Annotated in this window: 21 protein-coding genes; 17 read left to right on the top strand and 4 right to left on the bottom strand. The window is 40.6% G+C overall.

The window, feature by feature from the left end; all coding sequences use genetic code 11:
* The first annotated feature begins 60 nt into the window (after positions 1–60).
* From CBS1_RS07010 to fliE, 4 genes are all read left to right on the top strand, one after another.
* A complete protein-coding gene (locus CBS1_RS07010; RefSeq protein WP_241685499.1) occupies positions 61–1,260 on the top strand; it encodes an IS110 family RNA-guided transposase in 1,200 nt (399 codons plus the stop codon).
* A gap of 189 nt (positions 1,261–1,449) precedes the next feature.
* Entirely contained in the window at positions 1,450–1,833 is a 384-nt protein-coding gene (gene flgB, locus CBS1_RS07015) for a flagellar basal body rod protein FlgB (protein WP_033192587.1), read from the top strand.
* Positions 1,834–1,865: 32 nt separating this feature from the next.
* The gene (gene flgC, locus CBS1_RS07020; RefSeq protein ID WP_033191702.1) at positions 1,866–2,282 is read left to right on the top strand and encodes a flagellar basal body rod protein FlgC; all 417 of its coding nucleotides are present in this window, start codon (positions 1,866–1,868) and stop codon (positions 2,280–2,282) included.
* Positions 2,283–2,287: 5 nt separating this feature from the next.
* Entirely contained in the window at positions 2,288–2,587 is a 300-nt protein-coding gene (gene fliE, locus CBS1_RS07025; RefSeq protein WP_090222894.1) for a flagellar hook-basal body complex protein FliE, read from the top strand.
* 92 nt (positions 2,588–2,679) lie between these two features.
* On the opposite strand, the gene CBS1_RS07030 is transcribed toward fliE, so the two are convergent.
* Positions 2,680–3,762, bottom strand: a complete 1,083-nt coding sequence (locus CBS1_RS07030) for a hypothetical protein (RefSeq protein ID WP_090222896.1) — start codon at positions 3,760–3,762, stop codon at positions 2,680–2,682.
* A 406-nt stretch (positions 3,763–4,168) separates the two neighbouring features.
* On the opposite strand from CBS1_RS07030, the gene rpsO reads away from it, so the two are divergent.
* From rpsO to CBS1_RS07070, 8 genes are all read left to right on the top strand, one after another.
* Complete coding sequence (rpsO, locus tag CBS1_RS07035; protein WP_014452393.1) at positions 4,169–4,423, top strand: 30S ribosomal protein S15; 255 nt, start codon at positions 4,169–4,171, stop codon at positions 4,421–4,423.
* A 77-nt stretch (positions 4,424–4,500) separates the two neighbouring features.
* Positions 4,501–5,544 carry a tRNA preQ1(34) S-adenosylmethionine ribosyltransferase-isomerase QueA gene (gene queA / locus CBS1_RS07040; RefSeq protein WP_033191699.1) on the top strand — a complete coding sequence of 348 codons (1,044 nt, stop codon included), beginning with the start codon at positions 4,501–4,503 and terminating at the stop codon, positions 5,542–5,544.
* A gap of 132 nt (positions 5,545–5,676) precedes the next feature.
* Positions 5,677–6,171 carry a crossover junction endodeoxyribonuclease RuvC gene (gene ruvC, locus CBS1_RS07045; protein ID WP_033191698.1) on the top strand — a complete coding sequence of 165 codons (495 nt, stop codon included), beginning with the start codon at positions 5,677–5,679 and terminating at the stop codon, positions 6,169–6,171.
* A 46-nt stretch (positions 6,172–6,217) separates the two neighbouring features.
* The gene (locus CBS1_RS07050; protein ID WP_090222898.1) at positions 6,218–10,402 is read left to right on the top strand and encodes a PolC-type DNA polymerase III; all 4,185 of its coding nucleotides are present in this window, start codon (positions 6,218–6,220) and stop codon (positions 10,400–10,402) included.
* Between the two features lie 167 nt (positions 10,403–10,569).
* On the top strand, positions 10,570–10,803 hold the full coding sequence (secG, locus tag CBS1_RS07055; RefSeq protein ID WP_033191696.1) for a preprotein translocase subunit SecG: 234 nt from the start codon (positions 10,570–10,572) through the stop codon (positions 10,801–10,803).
* Between the two features lie 27 nt (positions 10,804–10,830).
* Positions 10,831–12,045: a tyrosine--tRNA ligase gene (gene tyrS / locus CBS1_RS07060; RefSeq protein ID WP_090222899.1), complete on the top strand. Its 1,215-nt coding sequence runs from the start codon at positions 10,831–10,833 to the stop codon at positions 12,043–12,045.
* A 192-nt stretch (positions 12,046–12,237) separates the two neighbouring features.
* Positions 12,238–13,584, top strand: a complete 1,347-nt coding sequence (locus CBS1_RS07065; protein WP_033191694.1) for an S-layer homology domain-containing protein — start codon at positions 12,238–12,240, stop codon at positions 13,582–13,584.
* 160 nt (positions 13,585–13,744) lie between these two features.
* Complete coding sequence (locus tag CBS1_RS07070) at positions 13,745–15,082, top strand: hypothetical protein (RefSeq protein WP_090222901.1); 1,338 nt, start codon at positions 13,745–13,747, stop codon at positions 15,080–15,082.
* Positions 15,083–15,230: 148 nt separating this feature from the next.
* Here the strand turns inward: CBS1_RS07070 and eno are convergent, their stop codons facing one another.
* From eno to murD, 3 genes are all read right to left on the bottom strand, one after another.
* Complete coding sequence (gene eno, locus CBS1_RS07075; protein ID WP_090222903.1) at positions 15,231–16,526, bottom strand: phosphopyruvate hydratase; 1,296 nt, start codon at positions 16,524–16,526, stop codon at positions 15,231–15,233.
* 119 nt (positions 16,527–16,645) lie between these two features.
* The gene (locus tag CBS1_RS07080) at positions 16,646–18,010 is read right to left on the bottom strand and encodes an alpha-amylase family glycosyl hydrolase (RefSeq protein ID WP_090222904.1); all 1,365 of its coding nucleotides are present in this window, start codon (positions 18,008–18,010) and stop codon (positions 16,646–16,648) included.
* A gap of 41 nt (positions 18,011–18,051) precedes the next feature.
* Positions 18,052–19,314, bottom strand: coding sequence for a UDP-N-acetylmuramoyl-L-alanine--D-glutamate ligase (gene murD / locus CBS1_RS07085; RefSeq protein ID WP_090222906.1), 1,263 nt, complete (start codon positions 19,312–19,314; stop codon positions 18,052–18,054).
* Between the two features lie 289 nt (positions 19,315–19,603).
* Here murD and CBS1_RS07090 point away from each other — a divergent pair, with 289 nt between their 5' ends.
* The 5 genes from CBS1_RS07090 (at position 19,604) to CBS1_RS07110 (ending at position 23,873) form a co-directional block, all read left to right on the top strand.
* Positions 19,604–20,731 carry a Y-family DNA polymerase gene (locus CBS1_RS07090; RefSeq protein WP_090222908.1) on the top strand — a complete coding sequence of 376 codons (1,128 nt, stop codon included), beginning with the start codon at positions 19,604–19,606 and terminating at the stop codon, positions 20,729–20,731.
* An 85-nt stretch (positions 20,732–20,816) separates the two neighbouring features.
* Positions 20,817–21,764 (top strand): MBL fold metallo-hydrolase, encoded by a 948-nt coding sequence (locus CBS1_RS07095; protein WP_090222909.1) that lies wholly within the window; start codon positions 20,817–20,819, stop codon positions 21,762–21,764.
* A 32-nt stretch (positions 21,765–21,796) separates the two neighbouring features.
* The gene (locus tag CBS1_RS07100; RefSeq protein WP_064012014.1) at positions 21,797–22,351 is read left to right on the top strand and encodes a VanZ family protein; all 555 of its coding nucleotides are present in this window, start codon (positions 21,797–21,799) and stop codon (positions 22,349–22,351) included.
* A 63-nt stretch (positions 22,352–22,414) separates the two neighbouring features.
* The gene (locus CBS1_RS07105) at positions 22,415–23,344 is read left to right on the top strand and encodes a substrate-binding periplasmic protein (protein WP_164969256.1); all 930 of its coding nucleotides are present in this window, start codon (positions 22,415–22,417) and stop codon (positions 23,342–23,344) included.
* A 4-nt stretch (positions 23,345–23,348) separates the two neighbouring features.
* A complete protein-coding gene (locus CBS1_RS07110) occupies positions 23,349–23,873 on the top strand; it encodes a substrate-binding periplasmic protein (RefSeq protein ID WP_090222912.1) in 525 nt (174 codons plus the stop codon).
* The last annotated feature ends 65 nt before the right edge of the window (positions 23,874–23,938 follow it).

Below are 23,938 nucleotides of genomic sequence, written 5' to 3' on the forward strand. Positions count from 1 at the left end.
CAGCATGGAGGATTGGTTCAGTAGGCTCCCTGCCCTCATCAATTGAAAGGAGGTTCTTGTATGAATAACTTCTCCATATTCGTCGGCATCGATGTTTCCAAGGATAAGTTCAACGTCTGCGCTATCTCTAATCCCAGTTCCATCATCTTCGAATCTTCTTTCGATATGTCCCAGCAAGGCTTTTCCTCCTTCGCAAACAAACTCTCTGCCTTCCCAAAACAATCCATCATCATCGCTATGGAATCTACTGGCTGTTATCATCTCAACCTTCTGGCTTTCCTTTCTTCCAACGACTTTGCTTGCGCTGTTTTTAATCCTCTAACTGTTAAAAACTTTGCTTCTCTTCGAAAGACCAAAACCGACAAAATCGATGCTCGCATTATCGCTACTGCTTTGTTTTACCTACAACATCAAATTCCTTCTTCTGCTTTTGTCAACTCTGAGCTTCGTGATATTGTCAGAGCACGCGAAAACATTATCCACCGCATCGCAAAAGTTAAAGGCAATATCGAAAAACTGCTCAACGTTCTTTTCCCTGAACTCGAAAGAGTTACCAATATCTACAGTGACACTATCCTCAATCTTCTTTCTCATTTCCCTTCTGCCAAGGCTATTCAAAAGGCTCGTAATCTGGATGTGTTCTTTTCCAAAGACCGTGGCAGAAGTACAAAACTTAATGCTCAAAAACTTAAAGAACTCGCTAATAACTCGATTGCTCAATATTGGCCGATGAAAGAAAAGATTCTTGTGCAAAATATCAAAGAACTACAATTTTTACAGCAACAGCTTGAAGAATACGACAAGATGATGAAAGAATATTGCGAATGTAGTGCGATAAACCTTGATATCGAGATACTCACGTCAATACCAGGTATTGGTGAAAACAGCGCGATGCATTTCTTGGCAGAAGTTGGAGATATCTCAAGATTTAGTACATACAAAAAACTCATTGCGTATTGTGGACTCGATCCAAGCATTGCCCAATCAGGCAAAAGCAAAGTAGAAGGACACATATCGAAAAGGGGCAATGCCCACCTAAGACGAATACTATGGCTAATGGCAGTGAGTGTAGTGATTCACAACGAATATTTCCGAACATACTATGAACGAAAAAGGCAGCAAGGTTTACCGTACAAAAAAGCGATAATGTCAGTAGTACACAAGTTATTGCGAACGTTGTACGCAATGTTGAGAAAGAAAGAGAAGTTCAATATTGATTATGCTATCTCACACTCAAAACAAAAATTTAATTTTGCATAGTTGACTCCCAATATAGTTTCCGTACACAAAAAGCTCTTTCTAATAGTTTAGACAACCAATGTTGTAAAATAGTTCACTTCTATTTTAGCATGTTCGAAGTTCATTCTTGTAGGAATCGGAGAATTTGTGGTAGAATAGTGAATATGAAAACAGGACGATTTGCAACAGGGGGCTTAAAACATGGCAGGTATATTCAACTCGAATTTTGACACACTAAAGACAGCAATGGATGTTCAAATGAAACGGCAAGAACTCCACGCACAGAACATAGCGAATGCGGAAACGCCTGGCTACAAGAGAAAGTACGTAGCATTCGAAGAATACCTTCAGGAATCGAAGATGAAATTGCAGCTGAAAACGACAAATCAAAAACATCTTCCAACATCCCCGAAAGTTGTAACTGCAAAAGAGGTAGCTATGAAAAATACGTCTCTTACCAATGACCAGAACAATGTGGATATAGACATGGAAGTCACGGAAATGGTTAAAGACGCGCTCAGATATCAGGTTCTTTCAAGACTGATGAGTTCGAATATCGATAGGTACAACACAGTGATTAGGAATACAAGGTAGTTGTGTCGTAGAATAACCTGAGAGGTGATATGATGCAGAGTGAATTCAACATAATGAACATCTCGTCAACAGGATTGTCGGCGCAAAGGTTCAGAATAGAGCTCATCTCAACGAATATAGCGAATTCCGAGACAACGAGAACGGAAAATGGGGGACCTTACCGAAGGAAAGTTCCTGTTTTTCAGGAACTTGTCAGAAACATCCAAGGCAAGCGTGAAAACTCTGGTGTGATTGTAAAAAGTATCTACGAAGACCCTTCCGAATTTAGGGTAGTTTACGACCCGACACATCCAGATGCGGATGAGAACGGATATGTGAGACTTCCGAACGTGAACATAGTTCGTGAGATGGTGGATATGATAAACGCACAAAGAGCTTACGAAGCAAATGCTACAGCGATAAACACAACGAAAGCGATGATAACTTCCGCCCTGCAGATAGGGAGGTGAAGTGAATGGTAGATAAAATTGGTGGGGTTAATCCGTTAAGACCTAACGTAACGATGAACGTTAACAACAGCCAAAATCAGGGTGAAAGTGAATTCAGTAAAGTGCTTTCTGAAGCACTGAAAAATGTGAACGATCAGCAAAAGAACGTGGAAAAGTTGACCGATGACTTCGCCATGGGTAAAGTGAGCAACATTCACGAACTGATTGTGGAGGCGGAAAAGGCTTCCATATCGTTGAGACTTACCGTTGAAGTGAGAAATAGGATAGTAGAAGCGTACAGAGAGATTATGAGGATGCAGTTTTAATTAGTTCAAATGATGAAAAAACAAGCGGGGCGAATTGCCCCGCATGTTTGTTTATACAATTTTCGATTATGCCTGCTCACGTAGTTAAAGGCTTATTCCTTTGGCATTACAAAAGGAAGAACAACCGCGATTGCTCCAAGCACTACTCCAAGCCACGCGATCATATTAACGTTGTTCACTTTCTCTTCAACGACTTTTGCGTCAGCTTTCGTATCGATCTTTGCCTGGAGATCTTTTACAGCTGCATTGAGTTCTTCTGTGCTTGCTTTTGTGTCGATCTTTGCTTGGAGGTCTTTTGCTGTGTCGTTAATCTGTTTCCTCAGCAAGTAATCTGTATCTCCGATTTGTGCGGCAAGGCCTGTGATTATCTCGTTCAAACCCGCAATTTGTTCTTGCAGATCTACAATAGTTGCTTCAAGAGTATCAACCTGTTCCCTGTCGGCCTTCATGGAGAGGTTGTCGTATATGTTGACAATGTCTTGGTCATGCATATCAAGTCTGAGGGCAAGTGATTCTACAATAGACGATGCTTCTTCCTGAGCAGCAAGGGCTTCTTGAATTTGTGCAATTTGTTCGGAGAGCATACCAAGGGTGTCGTATATCTTGAGGATGTCACTGTCGTGAATGTCAAGCGTTACTTTGAGGTCATCAAGTTGTGGTTGTAACTCATCCATGATCGCGGTTTTAACTTCTTCTTTAGCCGCATCAAGTGAAACTTCCACAAAAGATGTCAACCTTTCGTCAAGCGCTGCGAGGTTCGCAGAAAGTTCGTAGAGCATATCCCTTAGTGCTGGCAAACCCGTATCAATAGTGCTTTGAATGTTGAGAACTTTCGTTTCAAGTTCTGAAAGTCTTTCGTCGAGTTCTGCAAATGTTCCTTCAATTTCAGAAAGTGCTACCTCAAACTCATCCAGTGAGACTTTTGTTCCGAGTGTGTCGTAGATCATGTTGGTGTACTCTTCCAAAAGTTCAATCCTATTGATAAGTGTTTCTACTTCAGAAAGCACTGATTCAAACTCGTCCACTGAAACCTTTGTTCCAACTGTGTCATAGATCATGTTGGTGTACTCTTCCAAAAGCTCAATCCTGCTAAGAAGTGCTTCCATGTCAACTTCTTGAGCAAACGCAAATATCCCGAAAAGAACGACCGCAATAAGAATCCCCAGTTTCTTCATGCTTAATCCCTCCTTTTAAAAGTGTGATAATGTAGAACCCAAAAAACACCCGGTTTTTAACTAATAAAGAAGATTAACGTATCTCAAATATCGAACTGTCCAAATTGAGAAGTTCAACTAAATTATATTATAGCACCATTTTACAAAAATTTGTAAATAGCTATCTTCAAAAATTCCATAGAAATCCAGCGTTTTTCCATTGGAAACCTGAGAAATTGGCGCTATACGTTTTTTAATCAACTTTTTCCGAATGTTAAATAACACTTCTTCTCAAAATATAGATAAAACGTGGGCGCGATTCTAAACTTGACACGGCACTCATCATATTGTATCATATTAACGCCCTTGCTCGGTTGCGGGAATATTCCCCTACTTGGCAAGAGGACTTTAGACGGAGGTGTAGAAGATGGAGAAGCAGGACATCATTAAGGAATTTCAGATCCACGACACGGACACCGGAAGTACCGCAGTCCAGATAGCACTCTTAACCGCGCGCATAAGGCATCTGACAGAGCACCTTAAGAAGCACCCGAAAGATTACCACTCAAGACGCGGTCTTATGAAGATGGTTGGACGCAGAAGAAAGATGCTTAAGTACCTCATGAAGAAAGATCCAGAGCTTTACAAACAACTCCTTGAAAAGTTGTCACTAAGAAAGTAAAAAGCCAATTTTAAAATCTCAAAGGGCGGGGAACCGCCCTTTACTTTTGGATTTTGTGCAAAGAGGTGTGGTGTAATATGGGTTCAGTAGACCTTTTTAAATTGGAAGCGTACGACTACAATCTTCCAGAAGAACTTATCGCCCAAGAACCTGTCGAGCCGAGGGACCTTTCAAGGTTGATGGTTGTTGACAGACGAACAGGAGAGATCCAACACAAAATATTTAGAGATGTAATCGAACATTTAGACCCCGGTGACTTGTTAGTTTTCAATACATCAAAGGTCATTCCAGCAAGGCTGTTTGGAAGAAAAACAACAGGAGCAAAGGTTGAAATACTTTTGCTTGAGAAAATTGAACAGGGCGTGTGGAAGTGCCTTGTTAAGCCCGGCAAGGCGGTAAAAGAACGCACCGAGATTGTTTTTGACCTTTTTAACAAAGAATGTGGCATAACAGCCAAGTGTGTAGGAAGGGCAGAAGAGGGGACAAGGATTCTTGAATTTTCAACAAAAAGCGATAGCGAAATTTTTGCTATTGGGAAGGTGCCTCTGCCACATTATATAAAGAACGAAAATGTGGACTTCAACAGATATCAAACGGTGTATGCGAAATACGAAGGAAGTGTTGCAGCACCAACAGCCGGCCTGCATTTCACTACGGAATTGTTAGAAAAGATAAAAAATAAAGGAATTCTTACCGCCGAAGTTGTACTCCACGTTGGAATCGGCACATTTAGACCCGTTAAAGTGGAAGATATCAGACAACACAAAATGCATGAAGAATATTATGTTGTTCCAGAAGAAACCGTTCGGATAATAGATGAAGTAAAAATCAGAGGTGGAAGACTAATAGCGGTTGGCACAACGAGTGTGAGAACACTTGAGACGATTGCAAGACTTCCCAAAGCAACATCGTATTCCGGCAAAACAGATATATTCATATATCCACCATTTGAGTTCAAACTGGTCGATGCGTTAATCACTAATTTTCATCTCCCAAAATCATCTTTATTAATGCTCGTTAGTGCATTTACAGGGTACGAGTTAACAATGAAAGCTTACAAAATTGCTGTTGAAGAAAGGTATCGCTTTTTCTCATTCGGCGACGCTATGCTCATACTTTAATTTAACAAAAAGCAAAAATCAAATCGTAACATCCTAAGAAGTTGCAGCGGGTGTATAATTGGAAATCGAAAGATAAAAGAACAAACTCTAAATGGGTTAAATGATCTAAACACTTTGAAAAGAGGTTTTTCAATGCGGATACTTGGAATAGACCCAGGATATGGTATCGTTGGTTACGGAGTTGTGGAAAAGATCGGCAATCGCATAGCTCACGTGGTACACGGTGCCATAACAACGGGCAAAGAAGAACATTTCGAAGATAGACTCGACTACATTTATTCTGAAATCTTGCGCATTATTTCAAATTACACACCTTCACTTATAGCTGTCGAAAGCCTGTATTTTTACAAGAATGCTAAGACGGCTATCTTTGTCGGAGAAGCGCGAGGTGTTATCCTTCTTGCTATAAAGCATTCCGGTATTCCTTTTGTTGAATTTACCCCTCACCAAGTGAAACAGACCGTTACAGGGTACGGACGTGCCGAAAAGTCTCAAATTCAAAAGGTTATGAAAATACTTCTCAAACTCGATGAAATTCCTAAGCCCGACGATGCAGCCGATGCACTTGCTGTAGCTTGGTGCGCCGCCGTGACTCATTCAGGTTTGGCTCCGTCGAGTCGAAAGTAAAACAACCATTCAAAAATAGTACCGGGACCGTTCCGAGGTGGGCTATATGTATCACATATTTGAAGTCTCAAAGAACCTGAAGGATATATCAAAGAAAATAGGTATTGATGCAGAAGGAACAATAAAAAAGATTATTTACGACCGGAAAAGGGAATCGGTATCTTTTGTTATCCAAGATTTCAGAGGCGATGCGCGTTCATTCAAAAGAACGCTTGAGGATTTTATAGGTGTCCACATCGACTTGGTGTTTGAAACCGAAAACGGCAATCATATGGAAAGTTTAGAAACACTGCATAATAGGATCATGCAACTTCTCAACGGTTCGGGAAAATATATAGAAAAGATAGAAATAGAAGGAGAACATTTGAGAATCTATGCGCTTGGAGAATTTGGGAAGGCGCATGTCCTTACCCGTTTGAAAAAAATCGAACGCACCCTACCTTTCAAGAAGTACACCGTGGACGTAGTTGAGCCAACCAACGATACAACACCTGAAGACTTTCTTTTAAATGGAGCATCTCAAGCTTCTCAAAATTCTGTGCAGTTGCCACAAGAAAAACCAAGCAGAGAACTTGGAAAAGATAGTAAAGATGGCGATAAACATTCCATCTCAGAAGGTTTTAGCCCGTCCGTTCTGAAAACGCTCTACACCCCTTCAGAGCCTCCCGCTGTTAAAAAGAAGGCAAAGCTTTATGGCAAGATCTTCAAAATCGACAAAGTATCGGACGAAATACTCAATGTATATATAACAGACAAAAGAGATTCCATCCTTGGAAAAGTCTTCAATTCAAAAGTGAAAGAACTGGAAGAAAGCCTTGCCGAAAGCAATTGGTACATATTCACCGGTTCGATGAACTACGACAAAAACGGCAATCTCTTCTTCAAAATAGATTCCGCAACGTCGATTCCTTCACTCGACAGAATGGACAACGCAGTTGAAAAGCGAATAGAACTCCACGCTCACACGAAGATGAGCGATTTAGACAGCGTGCTTGATATTGCTGAATACGTCAAGACGGCCAAGAAATGGGGTTGGAATACCATCGCAGTAACGGACCATGGAAATGTACAGAGCATTCCCGAACTTTACGAGCTTGCAAAATCGGAAGGATTAAAACCAATTTTCGGTTGTGAACTTTACATTGCAAACGACCCGAAGAAAATAATGGTAAACGAAATAGACGGCTCAATAGAAAGTGCGACATATGTTGTGCTTGACTTAGAAACAACCGGCTTAAACCCTAGGCTTGACGAGATAATGGAAATCGGTGCTGTGAAGATCTTCGATGGAAGGGTTGCTGATGAGTTCCATACGCTTGTAAAACCCACATCTTTAAAAGAAAAGAGCTTGCAGATCACAGGGATTACCGAAGATATGTTGAAAGATGCGCCGGAGATCGCGGATGTTATCGATAAGCTCTGGGGATTTCTGAAAGGGGCTGTTCTTGTTGCCCATAACGCCGATTTCGACATTGGATTTTTGAAACACACGTTCGCAAGGTTTGGTAGAGAATTCAACCCGCCGTACATCGACACGCTTAGATTATCACAGGCTCTTTTAAGAAACCAGATGAAAGCCTTTTCTCTCGATAAACTCGTAGAACACTTCAAGCTCGGTAAGTTCCAACACCACCGTGCGTTGGATGACGCAAGGGTAACTGCAAGAGTATTTCTGCAGCTTGTTGAACTTCTGAAGAAAAAATCCATCACCACATTTGACAGAATAAACAAACTTGTTGAGCATATAAATCCGCTCTCCAAACACCCGCAACACTTGACCGTTTTGGTGCAGAACAAAACCGGTTTGAAAAACCTTTACAAACTGATCTCCAAATCCCACACAGAAACGTTCTTCACAGTTCCTCAGGTGTTGCGTTCTGATTTAGAAAAGCATAGGGAAGGATTGCTTATTGGAACTGGCTGCGCGAATTCTGAAATATTCGAAGCTGCCCTCGAAGGTGATAAAGATGCGCTCAACGAGATGTTGAAGTTCTACGATTACGTTGAAATCATGCCGCTCGATACAATTATTTCTGAAGAATTCACAAAAGATGAAGCGAAGCGTGCTTACAGGCTGTTGTACGAAGTTGCAAAAGAACTGAATATTCCAGTTGTAATGGTTTCGAACGCGCACTTTTTGGACCCGGAAGACATAAAGGCACGCAAAGTATTGTTGGCACCGCAGAGTAACGTTGAGGATGTCGATGCGAATTATTACCTGCGCACAACGGAAGAAATGCTCCAAGCAGCAATGGAAATCTTTGAAGACGAAAAGGTTTCGAGGGAAATTGTGATCGAAAATCCCAGAAAGATAGCTCAGATGGTCGAAGAGATAAAGCCTTTAGAGAAAAAACTCCACCCACCGAAAATTGAAGGTGCCGAAGAAAAATTGAGAGAAATGACGCTCATGCGTGCGTACGAACTTTACGGAAATCCACTGCCAGAAATAGTTGAGAAAAGAATTGAAAAAGAGCTAAACAGCATAATAGGCCATGGATATGCGGTTCTCTACATGATAGCGCATCTGATTGTGAAAAAGGCAGGGGAAGATGGATACGTCGTCGGTTCGAGAGGGTCGGTTGGTTCATCACTTGTTGCACACCTTGTTGGGATAACCGAAGTCAACCCACTGCCAGCGCACTACAGATGCCCGGATTGTAAGTACTTTGAACTTCACGAAGAATACGGTTCCGGCTACGATCTACCAGACAAGCGCTGTCCAAAGTGCGGCGCAAAGTTGGAAAAGGCAGGGCAAGATATCCCGTTTGAAGTCTTCATGGGATTTGAAGGGGACAAGGTTCCGGATATAGACCTGAACTTTTCTGGCGAATATCAAGAACGAGCGCACAAGTTCATCGAAGAACTCTTTGGTAAATCGCATGTCTTCAGGGCAGGAACTATAAGCACGATAGCTGATAGAAGTGCTGTTGGTTATGTCAAATCGTACATGGAGGACAAGAACGGAAACATTGTGAACCCACTGAACCCGGCCGAACAAGAGCGGCTAGCGATGTACGTTACCGGGGTTAAGCGCACAACCGGTCAGCACCCCGGTGGGCTGATGATAGTCCCGAGTGATTACGACATACACGACTTTACACCTTATCAACATCCAGCGAACGATAAAAAGTCAGGGGTTTACACCACACACTTTGCTTACGAAGCCATCCACGATGATTTGGTTAAGCTTGATGCACTCGGACACGATGATCCAACGATGATAAAACTGCTGTATGAATACAGCGGTGTAGATCCGATGAGCATCCCAATGGACGACAGAGCCACGATGAGCATCTTCTCATCGGTCAGAGCGCTCGGTGTGGATCCACAAGAGCTTGGAACAGATATTGGAACGATCGGTATACCGGAATTCGGAACTGATTTTGTTATGGGTATGCTTCGAGAAACAAGACCTAAAACGTTTGCTGAACTCGTGCGAATATCCGGATTGTCGCACGGAACTGATGTGTGGCTTGGCAATGCGCAGACGCTGATTGAAAAGAAAATTGCTACACTGTCCGAAGTTATCTCCTGTAGGGACGATATTATGATCTACCTCATCCACAAGGGAGTTCCACCATCAAATGCGTTCAAGATAATGGAGAACGTGCGTAAAGGTAAGGGGTTGAAAGAGGAAGAAGAAAAGTTGATGAAAGAACACAAAGTTCCCGAGTGGTTTATAGAATCGTGTAAGAAGATTAAGTACCTCTTCCCAAAAGCACATGCTGTTGCCTACGTAAGTATGGCATTCAGAATTGCGTACTTTAAAGTACACTATCCGCTGGCATTCTACGCTGCGTTCTTCTCAACAAAAGGTGACGAATTTGATGCGGAGTTAATTTTAAAGGGGAAAGAAGCTATCAAAAGAAGACTCATGGAACTCAACAACAATCCGAAAAAGGATGTTAAAGAAAAGAACGAAGAAAAGGTGCTTGAGGCTGCACTTGAGATGCTCTTGCGCGGGTTTGGATTCAAGAAACCTGATTTGAAAAAAAGCCACCATTCAAGGTTCATAATAGATGGTAAAGACTTACTCATACCGTTTAATAAAATACACGGTATAGGTGACAACGTGGCGAAATCGATAGTCCAGCAAAGAGAAATCAAGATGTTCACCTCTGTTGAAGACCTCATGAGTAGGGCGAAAGTGACGAAAGCGCAAGTAGAAGTTCTCAAAAGGTTAGGGGTGCTGGACGGACTACCGGAAACCGATCAAGCATCTTTGTTCTGAATTCTTGCTACATTTCCCAGCGGACAAGCAATTTGTTATGTTTTTTACGAGCTCGAAAAAATTCATTGTTTACTATTGCAAATTTAAAAAAAAACATGTTATAATAAACACTGAATCAGATATAGTAAAAGCGAATAAAGTTTGCATGAAGATTTGGAGGTGTTAAGATGCTTGCGGTTGTTTTGCTAATTATCCACACAGTAATTGCAGCAGGTCTTATTTGGATGGTATTGCAAGAGATGAGCAAGTTCGCAGAACTCGGTGGAGCTTTTGGAAGTGGTATGGCTTACACTATGTTCGGTAGAAAAAAGGGATTGGATACATCAGGTAAAATAACAGTTGGATTAGCCGTTGCATTCTTTGTGATGTGCTTTTTAACTTCTTGGGTATTGTCGAGATAATTTAAGTATTTAAGTGGGGTGTATCGCTTGCCAACGACAAAGCTCCCTCCCGAAGAGCAACTGAAAATACTGAAGAGAAATTGCGTTGATTTAGTTTCTGAACAAGAGCTACTCGAACGTTTGAAATCTGGCAGGCCGCTGAGGGTAAAGCTCGGAGTAGATCCTTCAAGACCGGACCTGCACCTCGGTCATGCTGTTGTACTTAGGAAACTTAAGCAATTCCAAGACCTGGGTCACCAAGTGATCTTAATCATAGGTGATTTCACCGCGATGATAGGTGATCCCTCTGGGAGAAATACAACAAGGCCGATGCTTTCAAAAGAAGAAGTTCTCGAAAATGCAAAAACATATGCAGAGCAGGCCTTCATGATACTTGACAAAGATAAAACGGAAATCCGCTACAACGACGAATGGCTCGGCAAAATGACGTTTGCCGATGTTGTGAGGTTGGCTTCAAAGTACACTGTTGCACGTATGCTGGAAAGAGAAGACTTCGCAAAAAGATATGCAGAAGGTTCACCGATCAGCATCTCCGAATTCTTGTACCCTCTTGCGCAGGCTTATGATTCCGTTGCAATAGAATCTGATGTTGAACTCGGTGGAACTGACCAGCTCTTCAACTTAATGGTTGGCAGAAAGATACAAGAAGAATACGGACAGCAACCCCAGATAGTTATGACAATGCCCATCATCGAAGGAACGGATGGGAAGCTGAAAATGAGCAAAAGTTATGGAAATTACATAGGCTTTACAGACGAACCAAAGGACATGTATGGTAAAATAATGTCGATACCTGACGAGCTCATTGTAAAATATGCAAGGTTGCTCACTGATGCACAAGAAGAATTCTTAGAAAAAATGGAAAGAGAAATTGACGAAAAGATTGTAAACCCGAGGGACTACAAGATGTGGCTCGCAAGAGAAATAGTGAAACAATTCCATGGTGAGCAAGCAGCAAGGGAAGCTGAAGAATACTTCGTGACAGTTTTTCAGAAAAAGGAACTGCCCGAAGAGATGCCGGAAAAAATTGTTAAACAAGGTGAATACAACATCGTAGAGTTACTCTTCAACTTAGGAATAGGCACAAAGAGTGAGATAAAAAGGTTGATAACACAAGGTGGAGTCTACTGGGATAACAACCGAATTGACAACTTTAAGGCAACGATTGCAGTTGTCGAAGAACATGTCCTAAGAGTCGGAAAGCGTTTATTTATCAAGATTATTGCTGATAAGACCAGATAACACCTTAAAGAAGTGCTGTTCTTTTCTGGTAAAAGATGAAGAAAAATTTGCAATACTAAGGATTATTGTGGTATAATATACGTGCAAAATGTTTTGCAAAATTCAGAAATCATCATGCATCATGGTATTATTTTAAAATCGACTCTTAATACGCAAGGTTGAACCAGAATCATTATAAAAGGGGGTAAGATTATGAGAAAAGTATTAGCGTTATTGGCGGTTATTGTTCTTGTCACATTCTCCATGGCAGCTTTTAGAGACATTCCGAAGGGGCATTGGGCGGAATCATTTGTGACAAGGCTGGAAGAGGCAGGAATTGCGACGGGGTTTCCCGATGGAACATACCGTGGTGATGAAGCGATAACGAGATACCAAATTGCGGTATTTTTGGTTAGAACTCTCGATTATGTTTTCCAGACTGTTGATTCCAGCTTGGTAAATTTAAAGTCACAGTTTGAAAGCGATGCCAAAAAGCTTGAAAACGATATAAATGCACAGTTTGCTGCGGTTAAACAAGACATAGAAGAACTCCAGATAGCGCTTGAGGATGCAAAGTTAGTTCTTGAACTTCACGACCAAGATATTATAAAGTTATATGACCTCGTCAATTCACTTCAGGATAAGTTCGTTTACACAGATGATGAAGGCAATCAGCAAGAAGTAGACCTTGCTGCGTTGAAGAGCGATGTACAAACGATCAGTGAAATCCTCAACGGTTTGGCTGCTCAGCTTGGCGATGTAGATTACCTTTTGAGAAAACAAATTGCCGACACAAATAAAGACCTTTCATCACAGATAGCAGAGGTCAAAACTAAGGTCGATGCAATAGACCTCGGAACAAAAGTAGACAAGGAAGTATTCGAAGGTTTGGTTTCAAGAGTTGAACTCTTGGAAGAATACGTAAATATGGTATACGAAACCCTTGGGACAAAAGTATCTTCTGATGAATTCGAAAGTGTAATCTCTGAATTAGATGCGAGGATTTCTGAGCTTGAAACACAGGTTCTGAACATTAAGAGCACGCTTGATACAGGATTGCCAGCGATTAGAGATATGGTTTACGAGCTATACAACAACATCGCAGCACTCGAAGAAAGGGTTACATCGTACACGGATGTCAGGATAGATGAACTGTACACAGAATTGCAAACACTGAAAGACGATATCGAACTCAATGCAGCAAAGCTTGCAGAACTTGAAGAAACTGTAGCGAATAATTATGCAACGCTAGAAGACGCGATCCTGGGACTTTACGAAGAACTGAACGCTGTTAACAATTCGTTATCGTCGAACGTTGAGAGAGTTGAAGTACTGGAGGAAAGGTTGAACTTAGTTGAAAATCAGGTAGCAAGTTTAGATCAGATTGTCAACGAAGTCAAAGCTGACAAGAGCGAAGTACAAGAAGTTAGCAAAAAAATTGACGACCTCAAGGCTGAAAAGGCTCAGGATGTTTCCCGCTTAGAGCAGATGGCCATGTGGGGCATTGGGCTTGGTGTAATTGGTGTTATAATAGGAATAATTGGTTGGTTCAGGCCGTAATCTAAGTAAACACTGTTTTTGAGCTCTTCGTTATATGCAGAATACTTCAATCATCCAAAAAGGGGGGATGGTAAAAGATAGTGAAGTTGAAAAAGCTATTTTCTTTAGGTTCATTTATAGACATTTTAACACCTAAACTTACAGGAGGAGGGAGAAGGTTATGAAGAAACTTTTAACGGTTTTGGTAGCACTTTTGGTAGTTGTTAGCATGTTTGCAGCGGAAAAACCATTCACACTCGGTCCAAACGTAACGTACACAGGAACAGTTAACTTCTCGCTTGTCGTAACAAAAGACGGAGTTGATATTGACGGTTCATTAACAAATGTTAAAGCATCGCTTGCATTTGGTCCAACAAGCGATACACAGGCTGGGGCAACATTTAGTATAACTTACGTACCATTTGGTGGAGTTAATCTTACACTCAAGAGCATCACATTCTCCACACCATACTTTGCAGCATTCTACAGCACAGATAAACAGTTTGTAAGTGATTATTTCACAGGTTTGGTCTACAAGCCAGATGGTACAACCTCATGGGCAGACGCAATGGCAGATTTCAAAGACTCATTAAAACTTACACTCCCAGCAGTTCCAGGTCTTGAGGTTTACTACCTTGACAAGACATCAGAAGGTAATGCAACATGGTTCAGCGATATGGTTCTTGTAAAATACCCGGTAGCTGGTTTCACAATCGTTGGTGGAACATACAATACAGGTAACACAACAACACACGAATTCGGTGCAGGAGTAAAAGGTGCACTCGACTTTGGAATATTCAAACCAAACCTCACAGTATTCGGTGGTATGGTTGATGGCGGAAAAGGAATGGTAACAGCATACGACGTTATTCTTTCTGGTTCACTCTCACCAGTTACAGGACTAACACTTGCTCCAATATTCAAATTTGCAGAAAACCTTGACAAACTCGACTACAAATCAACAAAAATTGAAAACGGTAAATACATCAGCCTTGGTGTAACATACACAACAACATTTGCACCAGTTACGCTTACAGCAAAAGTTACACCAAAAGTAGACTTCGCATCAGCCAGACCAACGACAACACTTCCACTTAACGAACTTTCAGCAAACATAGCACTCTCACCAGTAACATTCTATGTAAAGACAACAAATACTAACCTTTTGACAAACAACCCATTCACACTCTATGCAAAAGCATCTTACGCAGATGCAATGTTGTCCGCAGCTGTTGATGCAAGCTGGGCAGATATGACACAGCTTGCAACATACACATACATCCATGGAGCAGTAACCATCAAGGCAACACCAGAACTTACACTTTGCTCGGATGTTCACAAGATAATTGCAAGTACGAACGACTTTGGTTACAACGTTAGAGCAGCATATGCGATCACACCAAACGTAAAGTTGACAGGATCCTACGGAACATTGACAACAGATTCTAACGATGCTTACACAGTAATCAACACAGACCCAACATGGAACGTTAAACTCACATACACAGCAAGCTTCTAAAAGCCAGCTAATCAATAATTAACAAAAATCAACAAACCCCGTCCGAGAGGGCGGGGTTTTTCATTTCTTTCACAAAGAGCGTATATAAAATATAAAAACGCCCCTCCAGCTTGTAGGAGGGGCTTGGCGTTTAAATTTTCTAATATTGTTATCTTTTAATCGAATAGAATGCATCCAGTCCTTTGTAAATTGCCGCATCACCGAGTTCTTCTTCGATTCTAAGTAACCTGTTGTATTTTGCGATCCTTTCGCTTCTTGAAAGTGACCCAGTTTTAATCATACCAACATTCGTTGCAACTGCAAGGTCTGCGATGAACGTATCTTCCGTTTCTCCGCTTCTGTGTGAGATAACGTTTGTCATACCAGCGGTCTTTGCCATTTCTATTGCATCGAGCGTCTCTGTAACCGAGCCAATCTGGTTGAGCTTTATGAGGATTGAATTTGTGGCGAAGAGTTCAATTCCTTTGGCAAGTCTTTTGACGTTAGTGACATACAAATCATCACCAACGATTTGCACCTTTCCACCGACTTTCTGTGTGAATTTCACGTAGCTGTCCCAATCTTCTTGTTCGAATGGATCTTCGATGGAGATGATAACGGGCCAGTATTTGTCGACGAGCATGGAGTAGTACTCAATAAGTTCATCACCAGTCTTTTCCGTTCCATCGATGTTGTATTTTCCTGTCTCTTCATTGTAGAATTCACTCGCTGCGCAGTCGAGTGCGATGAATATGTCTTTTCCAGGTTCATAGCCGGCTTGTTCAATCGCCTTTATGAGAACCTGAATAGCCTCTTCGTTTGAAGAAAGATTTGGTGCAAATCCACCTTCGTCTCCAACGGCTGTCACGTGACCAGCGTCTTTGAGTATCTTTTTGAGTGTGTGGAATACTTCTGCACCATATCTGAGTGCTTCTTTGAACGAAGGAGCTCCTGCTGGAACGAGCATAAATTCTTGGATATCAAGGCTGTTATCTGCGTGTGCACCACCGTTGATAACGTTCATGAATGGAACTGGAAGAACCTTTGCATTTGCTCCACCAAGGTATTTGTAAAGTGGCAAACCAGCGCTTTCAGCTGCAGCTCTTGCAACCGCCATTGACACACCAAGGATAGCGTTTGCACCAAGTTTGGACTTATTTTCTGTGCCATCAAGTTCAAGGAGAACTTTGTCAAGGTAAACTTGATCAAACGCGTTCAATCCAACGACTCGTGGTGCGATGATTTCATTCACATGTTCAACTGCCTTGAGAACACCTTTACCCATGTATCTTTTTTTGTCGCCATCTCTCAATTCGAGTGCTTCAAATTTACCAGTGGAAGCACCACTTGGAACTATCGCACTGCCAAAGCTACCATCTTCAAGAAGAACTTCAACTTCAATCGTGGGATTTCCGCGGGAATCAAGCACTTCTCTTGCCCTTACATCAACTATCTCTACGTACATACTAACACCTCCTAAGTGTTTTGGTGAAAAAAGTTAAGAGCCTAAGTATATTATACCATAGAGTTGCATTAGTGACAATTTTCACTAACGTAACAATCGATGAAATCGTATTTTCACACTTAGACTATTTTCACTTCGTATGGTTTCAAAGTGATTCCTTCAAACGATTCGTTATGTCCTGCGATATTTGCGTATACTCTAAAACCATAATTACCATCGGTTACCGTATATGCGATAACAAATGTGTTGTGTGTAACGTTTTCGACCCATGCGTTTGTGAGCCACTCGTTTTCTTTTCTGAATTTCGTCCATGCTATGACCTCTCTGAGCAAGCTCCCTTCTCTGCTGAGTTGTTCTTCAACAGAGACTCCTGTAAATGCTCTGTTAAATCTAATTGCCTTCCAGAACGTTTGACCTTCTCCAGATAGTGATGCATACCATGGGAATGGTTCGATAACGTCTTCTGTGAATGTGGAGTCGTAAACACCTTTCATGCCAAGTTCATCACCATAGTAGATGAAAGGAACACCAGGAGTTGTCATGAGTAAACCGAAGAAGACTTTTCTTTGTTCTTCCTGTTGGATAAGGCTTGCGAGTCTGTGCATGTCGTGGTTACCTGTGAAGTTGCTTGGTAGGTATGGTTTTTTTGTTAGTGTCCTTTGGAAGCAATCGACGATTTTGTAAACGGCTCCATGTTGCATAGACTCTCTAATTGCTTCTGTGAAATAGAAGTTGAACGAACAACCAATTGTCTTTGCGTATCTGTCAACTATCTCTGGGTCGTCCCAGACCTCCGTAACGGCAAATATGTCTGAACCTTTTACCTGTCTTGCTTTGTCCATAACAAGTTTCCAGTATGCAACATTTTTTTCGTGGTCGTATCTAAATCTACCTTCTTTAATATCGTAATCGTATATGTGTTTTGCTGCATCGAATCTGAAACCATCAACACCTTGATTGAGCCAAAATTCAACGATTTCAAGTGATTTTTGGACAACTTCTGGATTTTCGTAGTTCAAATCAGGTGAGGAGCCTCCGAAAACCCCATAATACCACTTTCCATTCCTGTTGTGCCAGAGTAATTCTTCATCCCAGTGCCTCTTTTCGCTTAGGTTGAAGTGTGGTTGAGCCCAAAGGAAATAGTCTATGTAAGGTTTTTCACCGTTCATTGCTGCTTTAAACCAAGGGTGTCTGTCCGAAACATGGTTGAGTGGAAGGTCAATGACGACCTTTATACCTTTTTCATGGAGCGTATTGACCATCGCTTTGAAATCTGAGAGTGAGCCGAAAGAAGAGTTCGTATCGAAATAATCAATGATATCGTATCCGTGATAGCTCGGTGATTTGAAATGTGGTGTGAGCCAAACAAGGTCAACACCGATAGCTTTTAAGTAGTCTGCTTTCTGTGCTATACCTTTGAAATCACCTATACCATCGTCGTTTGAATCTGCAAAAGACCTAACAAATATCTCGTAGCCTATCATCTATCTTCCCTCCAATTTGAATACTGAAAGCGTTTTTCAAATTATTGTTCCAAAAGCTTTTTGACTATCGCTTTAAAATGGTCTCCACGTTCTTCGAAATTTTTATACGCATCGTAACTTGCACCAGCTGGTCCCAAGAGCACGTAATCGCCTTCGCCTGCCATTTTTGATATTTCAATAACTGCTTCTTCGATATTTTTGTATCTTTTGTAATTAATCTCTCTTTCCTTCAAATACGGCTCAATCTGGTCCGCGATAGGTCCGACTATAGCAACGTGTTTGCATTTTTTCTTTATCTCATCTGCCAGCTTTGTGTAGTCTTCGTTTTTACCTTTTCCGGCAATTATCAAGAAAAGATTCCCGTCGAAATTTTCAAGGGCTTTCAATACTGCTGCAGCATTTGTGGCTTTTGAATCGTTGTAATAATGTGCTCCGTTTATTGTCCCACAATACTCCATTCGATGTGGCAATGGCACGAAATCTTCGAGCATACTCATGTCAAATGGTAAGTTCAACACCTTCAACACGGTCTTCGCAGCGGCGATGTTTTCAACGTTCTGTTTTGTGCGGATGTGGAATGGTATCTCTTCGAATTTGAAATCCGCTGTGAATGGAACACGTTTGGCTTGGACGAGCGAGAGTCTTTTGAATGTTTCCATATCTTTTGGATTGTAGATGAAGTGGTCTTCGTTATCTTGGAACTTTGTTATTTTAAATTTCGATTCAACGTAATGCTCCATAGATGGATGCCAGTCGAGGTGGTTCGGATATATGTTTGTGATAACTGCCACGTGTGGTTTGAAGTATTCCGCCCAGTAGAGTTGGAAACTGCTAATTTCTATGACAAGATACTCAGGTTTTTTACCTTCCAGAAGTACTTGTGCTATTGGTATGCCGATATTTCCAGAGAGTTGAGAGGTTGCGGATTTTGAAATGAGATGGTTAATCATTGATACGGTTGTGCTCTTTCCAACGGAACCTGTAACCGCGATGATGGTTGGGTTCCAATCAAGATTTTTCGTAAAATAAGTGATTTCTGTGTCAACATGTTTGCCCAATTCTTTTGCTTTCATGAGAATGGGATGGTTGTATGGAACACTTGGGCTGGTTAATATAACGTCTGCTTCGAGGATTTTTTCGCTGTTTGTCCCTTCTTCATATGGGATGCCCGTTTCTTCCAAATATTTTTTATCCTCTTCTGAAAGCTTACTACCTTCGCTTACAAAAACTTCTTCTCCGAGTGATTTCAAATACCTTGCTGCGTATTTGTTACTTAACCCAAACCCCAGGAGTGCAAACTTCAAACAAATCACTCTCCTTTTTAAGTCTAAATTTTCCTGGATTTTCTCAAATTCTGAATATATTTTATCACAAAGTAGATTGTGAAACCGATTTTTGTGGAAATGTTCAATGAATGTTCATATTTCTAAACTCTACACTCTTGGCTTAAAATCCCCCAATATTGTTTGACTTTGAAAATCGCTTTATGGTATACTATACTTTAGTAAACTATACATATGTTAAGTATGTGTTATAAAACGTCATTGTTGGATTGATGAATATTGATGAATAATAAGCAGGGGGGTGATATCTGTGCTTTACAAGTGTGTTGCTTTGCTGGATATGGACGCTTATTTTGCTTCCGTTGAGGAAGCGAAAAATCTTTCGCTTAGAGGTAGACCTTTTGCGGTAATTGGGAATGGGGAAAGACCTATAGTTATAAGTGCGAATTATGTAGCAAAAAGTTTTGGAGTGAAGACTGGGATGGTTATAACAAAAGCACGGAAGTTGTGTCCGAAGATTATTTTTGTAAAGGCAGATTTTTCGCAATACGAGTTCACAACGTTGAAGATTATCCAACTTGTTGAGAAATATTTTCCTGTCTACAAAGAGGCAAGCATAGACGAAGTGTATATTGCGGTTGATAGTATTGGAGATGTATCTTATGGGGTGGAAAGGCTCAAAGAACTGAAGGAAGAGATAAAAGAGAAACTCAACCTTACTTGCACGATAGGGGTTGGACGAAATCCGATAATTGCAAAAAGTGCATGTGAGTTAGCTAAGCCGGATGGTTTCTTTGTCGTTCAAGATTTTGAGAAATTCGCAAAGGATTTGCCAATAAAGAATGTAACTGGAATAGGTAAGGAAAGTGAGAAGATTTTGGAAAGGTTAGGAATAGGAACGTTGGAGCAATTTTTGAACGATAAAAGGTTGGACGGTTTGAGTGGATTTCAAAAATTAAAGACGTTGATTTTAAAAGAATACACAGAATCTGAATTTTTTAAATTTGTTCCTCCAAAGAGTATTGGCCATTCGCTTACGTTAGATAGACATGTGAACAATTTAGAAGAGTTACTAGAGGTTTATAAATACCTTACGTTCGGTTTATACGCAAAGCTGTTGAGAGGGCGGATGGGAGCAAAGAGTGTAAGTTTGTATTTAAAAGATAGGTTCGGTTCTTTTTCGATTTCCCGTTCGTTTATTTTCTACACAAACGATTTTCTTTTCATTTCGAAAGTTGTTGAGAATCTGGTTGAAAAGTTGTTCAGAGGGTATCCCGTTTCGAAAGTAGGTATCTCTTTGAATAATTTGAAGTTAATCGATGGTGTTCAAAGCTCGCTATTTTGGGATGAACAGCAGAAAAGGTTTGAGAAATTGGCAGAATTTGAGAACATCTTTTTTGGAGGTTATTTTGTGTTGCGCACAAAGAAGATAGTTTGAGTTTTGTTTGAAATAATTTGGAGGATTGGAAGTGTTGAGGTGTTATAATTAGATTGTGAAATAGCAAAGCAGAGGAGTTGAGAAAGTGTATGAGGTAATTGATGTAACGGAATCTGTAAAGGTGTTAAGGGCGCCTGTTAATGTGGTGTTTTTCTTCAAATCTACGTTGGGAAAAAGCGAGTGCTTGGTCATCGATTCTGGAAGTAGCAATGAATATGGGAAAAAGATATTAAAATACCTTGAAAGCCAAGGTGTGAATAGGTTTTCGATACTCAATTCACACTCGCATGCAGACCATATCGGAGGAAATAGCTTTCTGCAGGAAAGAACCAAGTGCAAGATTTATGCGACGTATTTTGAGAGCGTCTTCATTGAACATCCTCAGCTTGAGCCGATGTATCTCTGGGGAGGACCTATTTTTGAAGGGATAGATAACAAGTTTTTAATGGCAAAATCTTCAATAGTTACAGACATTGTAGAATACGGCTGGTCTTCTGAGCTCGATGTAGAAATCATACCACTTAAAGGGCACTCTTTTAATATGGTTGGAGTGTTGATTGATGATGGTAAAAAGAGGGTGTTGTTCGTAGCCGATGCTGTTGTTTCTATGCAAACGATAGAAAAATACAAGGTTTATTTCTTATACGACGTGCACGAACATCTAAAAACTCTGCGAGGTCTAAATAAATGGGCAGAAAACGTAGATGTTGTTGTGCCGAGCCATGGTGAGATTTTTGACTTCAGCAAAGAAGATGATGGAGAAAACAAAAAAAGAGAGTTTTTGAACCTGATTAAAGGAAATGAGAAAGTTATAGAAGATGTTTTGGGTTTGATTTTGGGAATTCTGGTGGAACCGAAGACGATAGATGAGATTTTGAGCGAGGTTGCAGCTAATTTCTTAATCCCCATTGATGCCACGTCTTATGTGTTACTACTCCAAACTCTCAAAGCCTATTGTAGTTATCTGGTTAATGTAAACGAGATAGGTCTTACTTTCGAAAGAGGGAAATTGGAGTATATTAGAATGCATTGAGCTAAGAACAAAAAATCGGAGGATTGAGCGCAATGGATGAACTTTTAAAAAAAGGTTCGAAAAATGTGCGTAAGGCTACCTTGATAGTGTTATTTGCTGGTGTTTTGTTCTGGGTTGCTACTATATTTTATTTCTCAACCCGACCGCCGGAGGAATCGCACCAGCAATCGAGTTTGGCGTATAAGGTTATAAAGAAAATCGATAGTATTTTGGATTTTTCCAACACGGAAATTTTCAAAAAAGTTGAGAGGAAATTGAAATTGATTTGGTTTGGGACGGAATACGTGCCTGCAGAAATGGTGATTAGAAAGACAGCACATTTTGGATTGTATTTTGTATTTGGATTTTTGGTAGCCTTAACATTTTTTTGGTGGAAGAGAGATATAATAGTATCGGGGATAACAGGTCTTACAATCCCTTCAACGTATGCGATTTTTGATGAATATAACCAAATTTTCTACCGACGGGGTTCTTCACTTAACGATGTTGTTATCGATGCTTCTGGAGCATTAGTTGGTGTTATTGTGTTTCTCTTCTTACTTACTCTGTTTTGGGGAGTAAAAAGGTTAATTCAAATTCTCAAATGAACTTGTTTGAAATTGCTTATTATATCTCGACTGCTGTTTTGTTTGAGGGGTGATAAAATGTGTATGAAAAGGATGCTTAAGGTGGTTTTTAAAAGTTTTATAATGTTTGCTTTGTTTTTCACACCTTCTTTGGTGGTTGGTCAAAAAATTCTCTACACATACGCTCAAAATGCTGAACCAAAATTCATGTTAAGTGGTGGCAATATAACAGGGCTTTGTCACGACATCATTCAAAAGCTGAACGAGGAACTTAGAAGTCAAGCAATTAGAATTGAGTACAAATCAAAAGAGTTGAAAAGCAGCTCCGAGATTTTTGATGCACTTTCCAAAAATGAAATTCAGATATTCGTTGGGGCTGCTTACAGTAAGCAACGAGAAAGTTATACTACATATCTCCAGCCTCCACTTTACGGATTGAGGGAGATGTTTCTTATTAATTCAAGTGATGTAATGAGATTTGCTGAAAAGCAGTATGCGAAGATAGGTGTTATAGGTAGCACTGTAACATCGGAAAGTTTACCTACTATCGCACCAAAACAGGAAGTTATTCCGTTCAAGAACATAAATGATGCTATCAAAGCCCTTGAACGAAAAGAGATAGACACGGTGTTTTATTCCAGTCTAACGCTTGGATATATGCTTAAAAACTCAAAAGGGAAATTCGAAGCCTTAAAAGGTCCTTCGGAAAAGTATTACCATTACATCGTTCTTTCAAAGAGCGTGGGCAAAGATGTTGTGGCTAAAATTGAAACGGCGTTGGAGAAATTGCACAAAAATGGGGTATTGAAGGCGCTTATAAAGAAATACGGTCTGGATGGTTATGTCGTTCCTGGGAATGTTATAGAGATACTTACAATTGATTGGAAACCATACGAATGGTATGATACCATCAAAAAAGATTGGGTAGGCGTAGATGTAGATGTTGTCAGGGCAGTTTTAAGTAAGATGGGATATAAACCAGTTTTTATAACGTTCCCGTGGCCAAGGTGTTGAAGTGATGAAGGTCGGGGCGTACGATGGTATAATGAGTTTGAGAATCAGTGATGAGCGAAAAGGGTTTCTAAGCTTTCCAGAAGAGCCATTAAGCACAGGGAAAGATGTGCTTTTTAAGTTGAAGGGCTCAAAGGTCAACATAAACAGCCTTGAAGGAGTACCGCCTGAAACGCTGTGCGGTTACACGGATGGATATGCCTACGGCGATTGGTTCTGGAATTCGAGGTTCAGAAAAATCGCGGTACCAACTGACGAGGTAGGATTTAAGCTTTTGCAAGGTGGCAGAATAGAGCTTTTTGTGTGTAATTTACTTGTGGGCAGACAGCTTGCAAAGGAACTCGGCATTAATGTTGAGTGGTCTCCAACTTTTGGAGAGAAGATGATTTACTACTTGGCATTCTCAAATAATTACCAAGGAACTCTGTTGTCAGAGAATTTTTCACAAGTTTTGCGCCAGTTTAAATCAACAAAGGAGTATTTGCAGATCCTAAGCAAGTATGGGATAACCTATGAAGATTTTTGGAAGTAAGGTTGCTTGTGGTATAATAAAAAAGAGCATATTCTAAGAACTCTTTTCGAGTTTTGGTATTTTAA

It is taken from the genome of Fervidobacterium changbaicum (assembly GCF_004117075.1).
Classification (GTDB): domain Bacteria; phylum Thermotogota; class Thermotogae; order Thermotogales; family Fervidobacteriaceae; genus Fervidobacterium; species Fervidobacterium islandicum.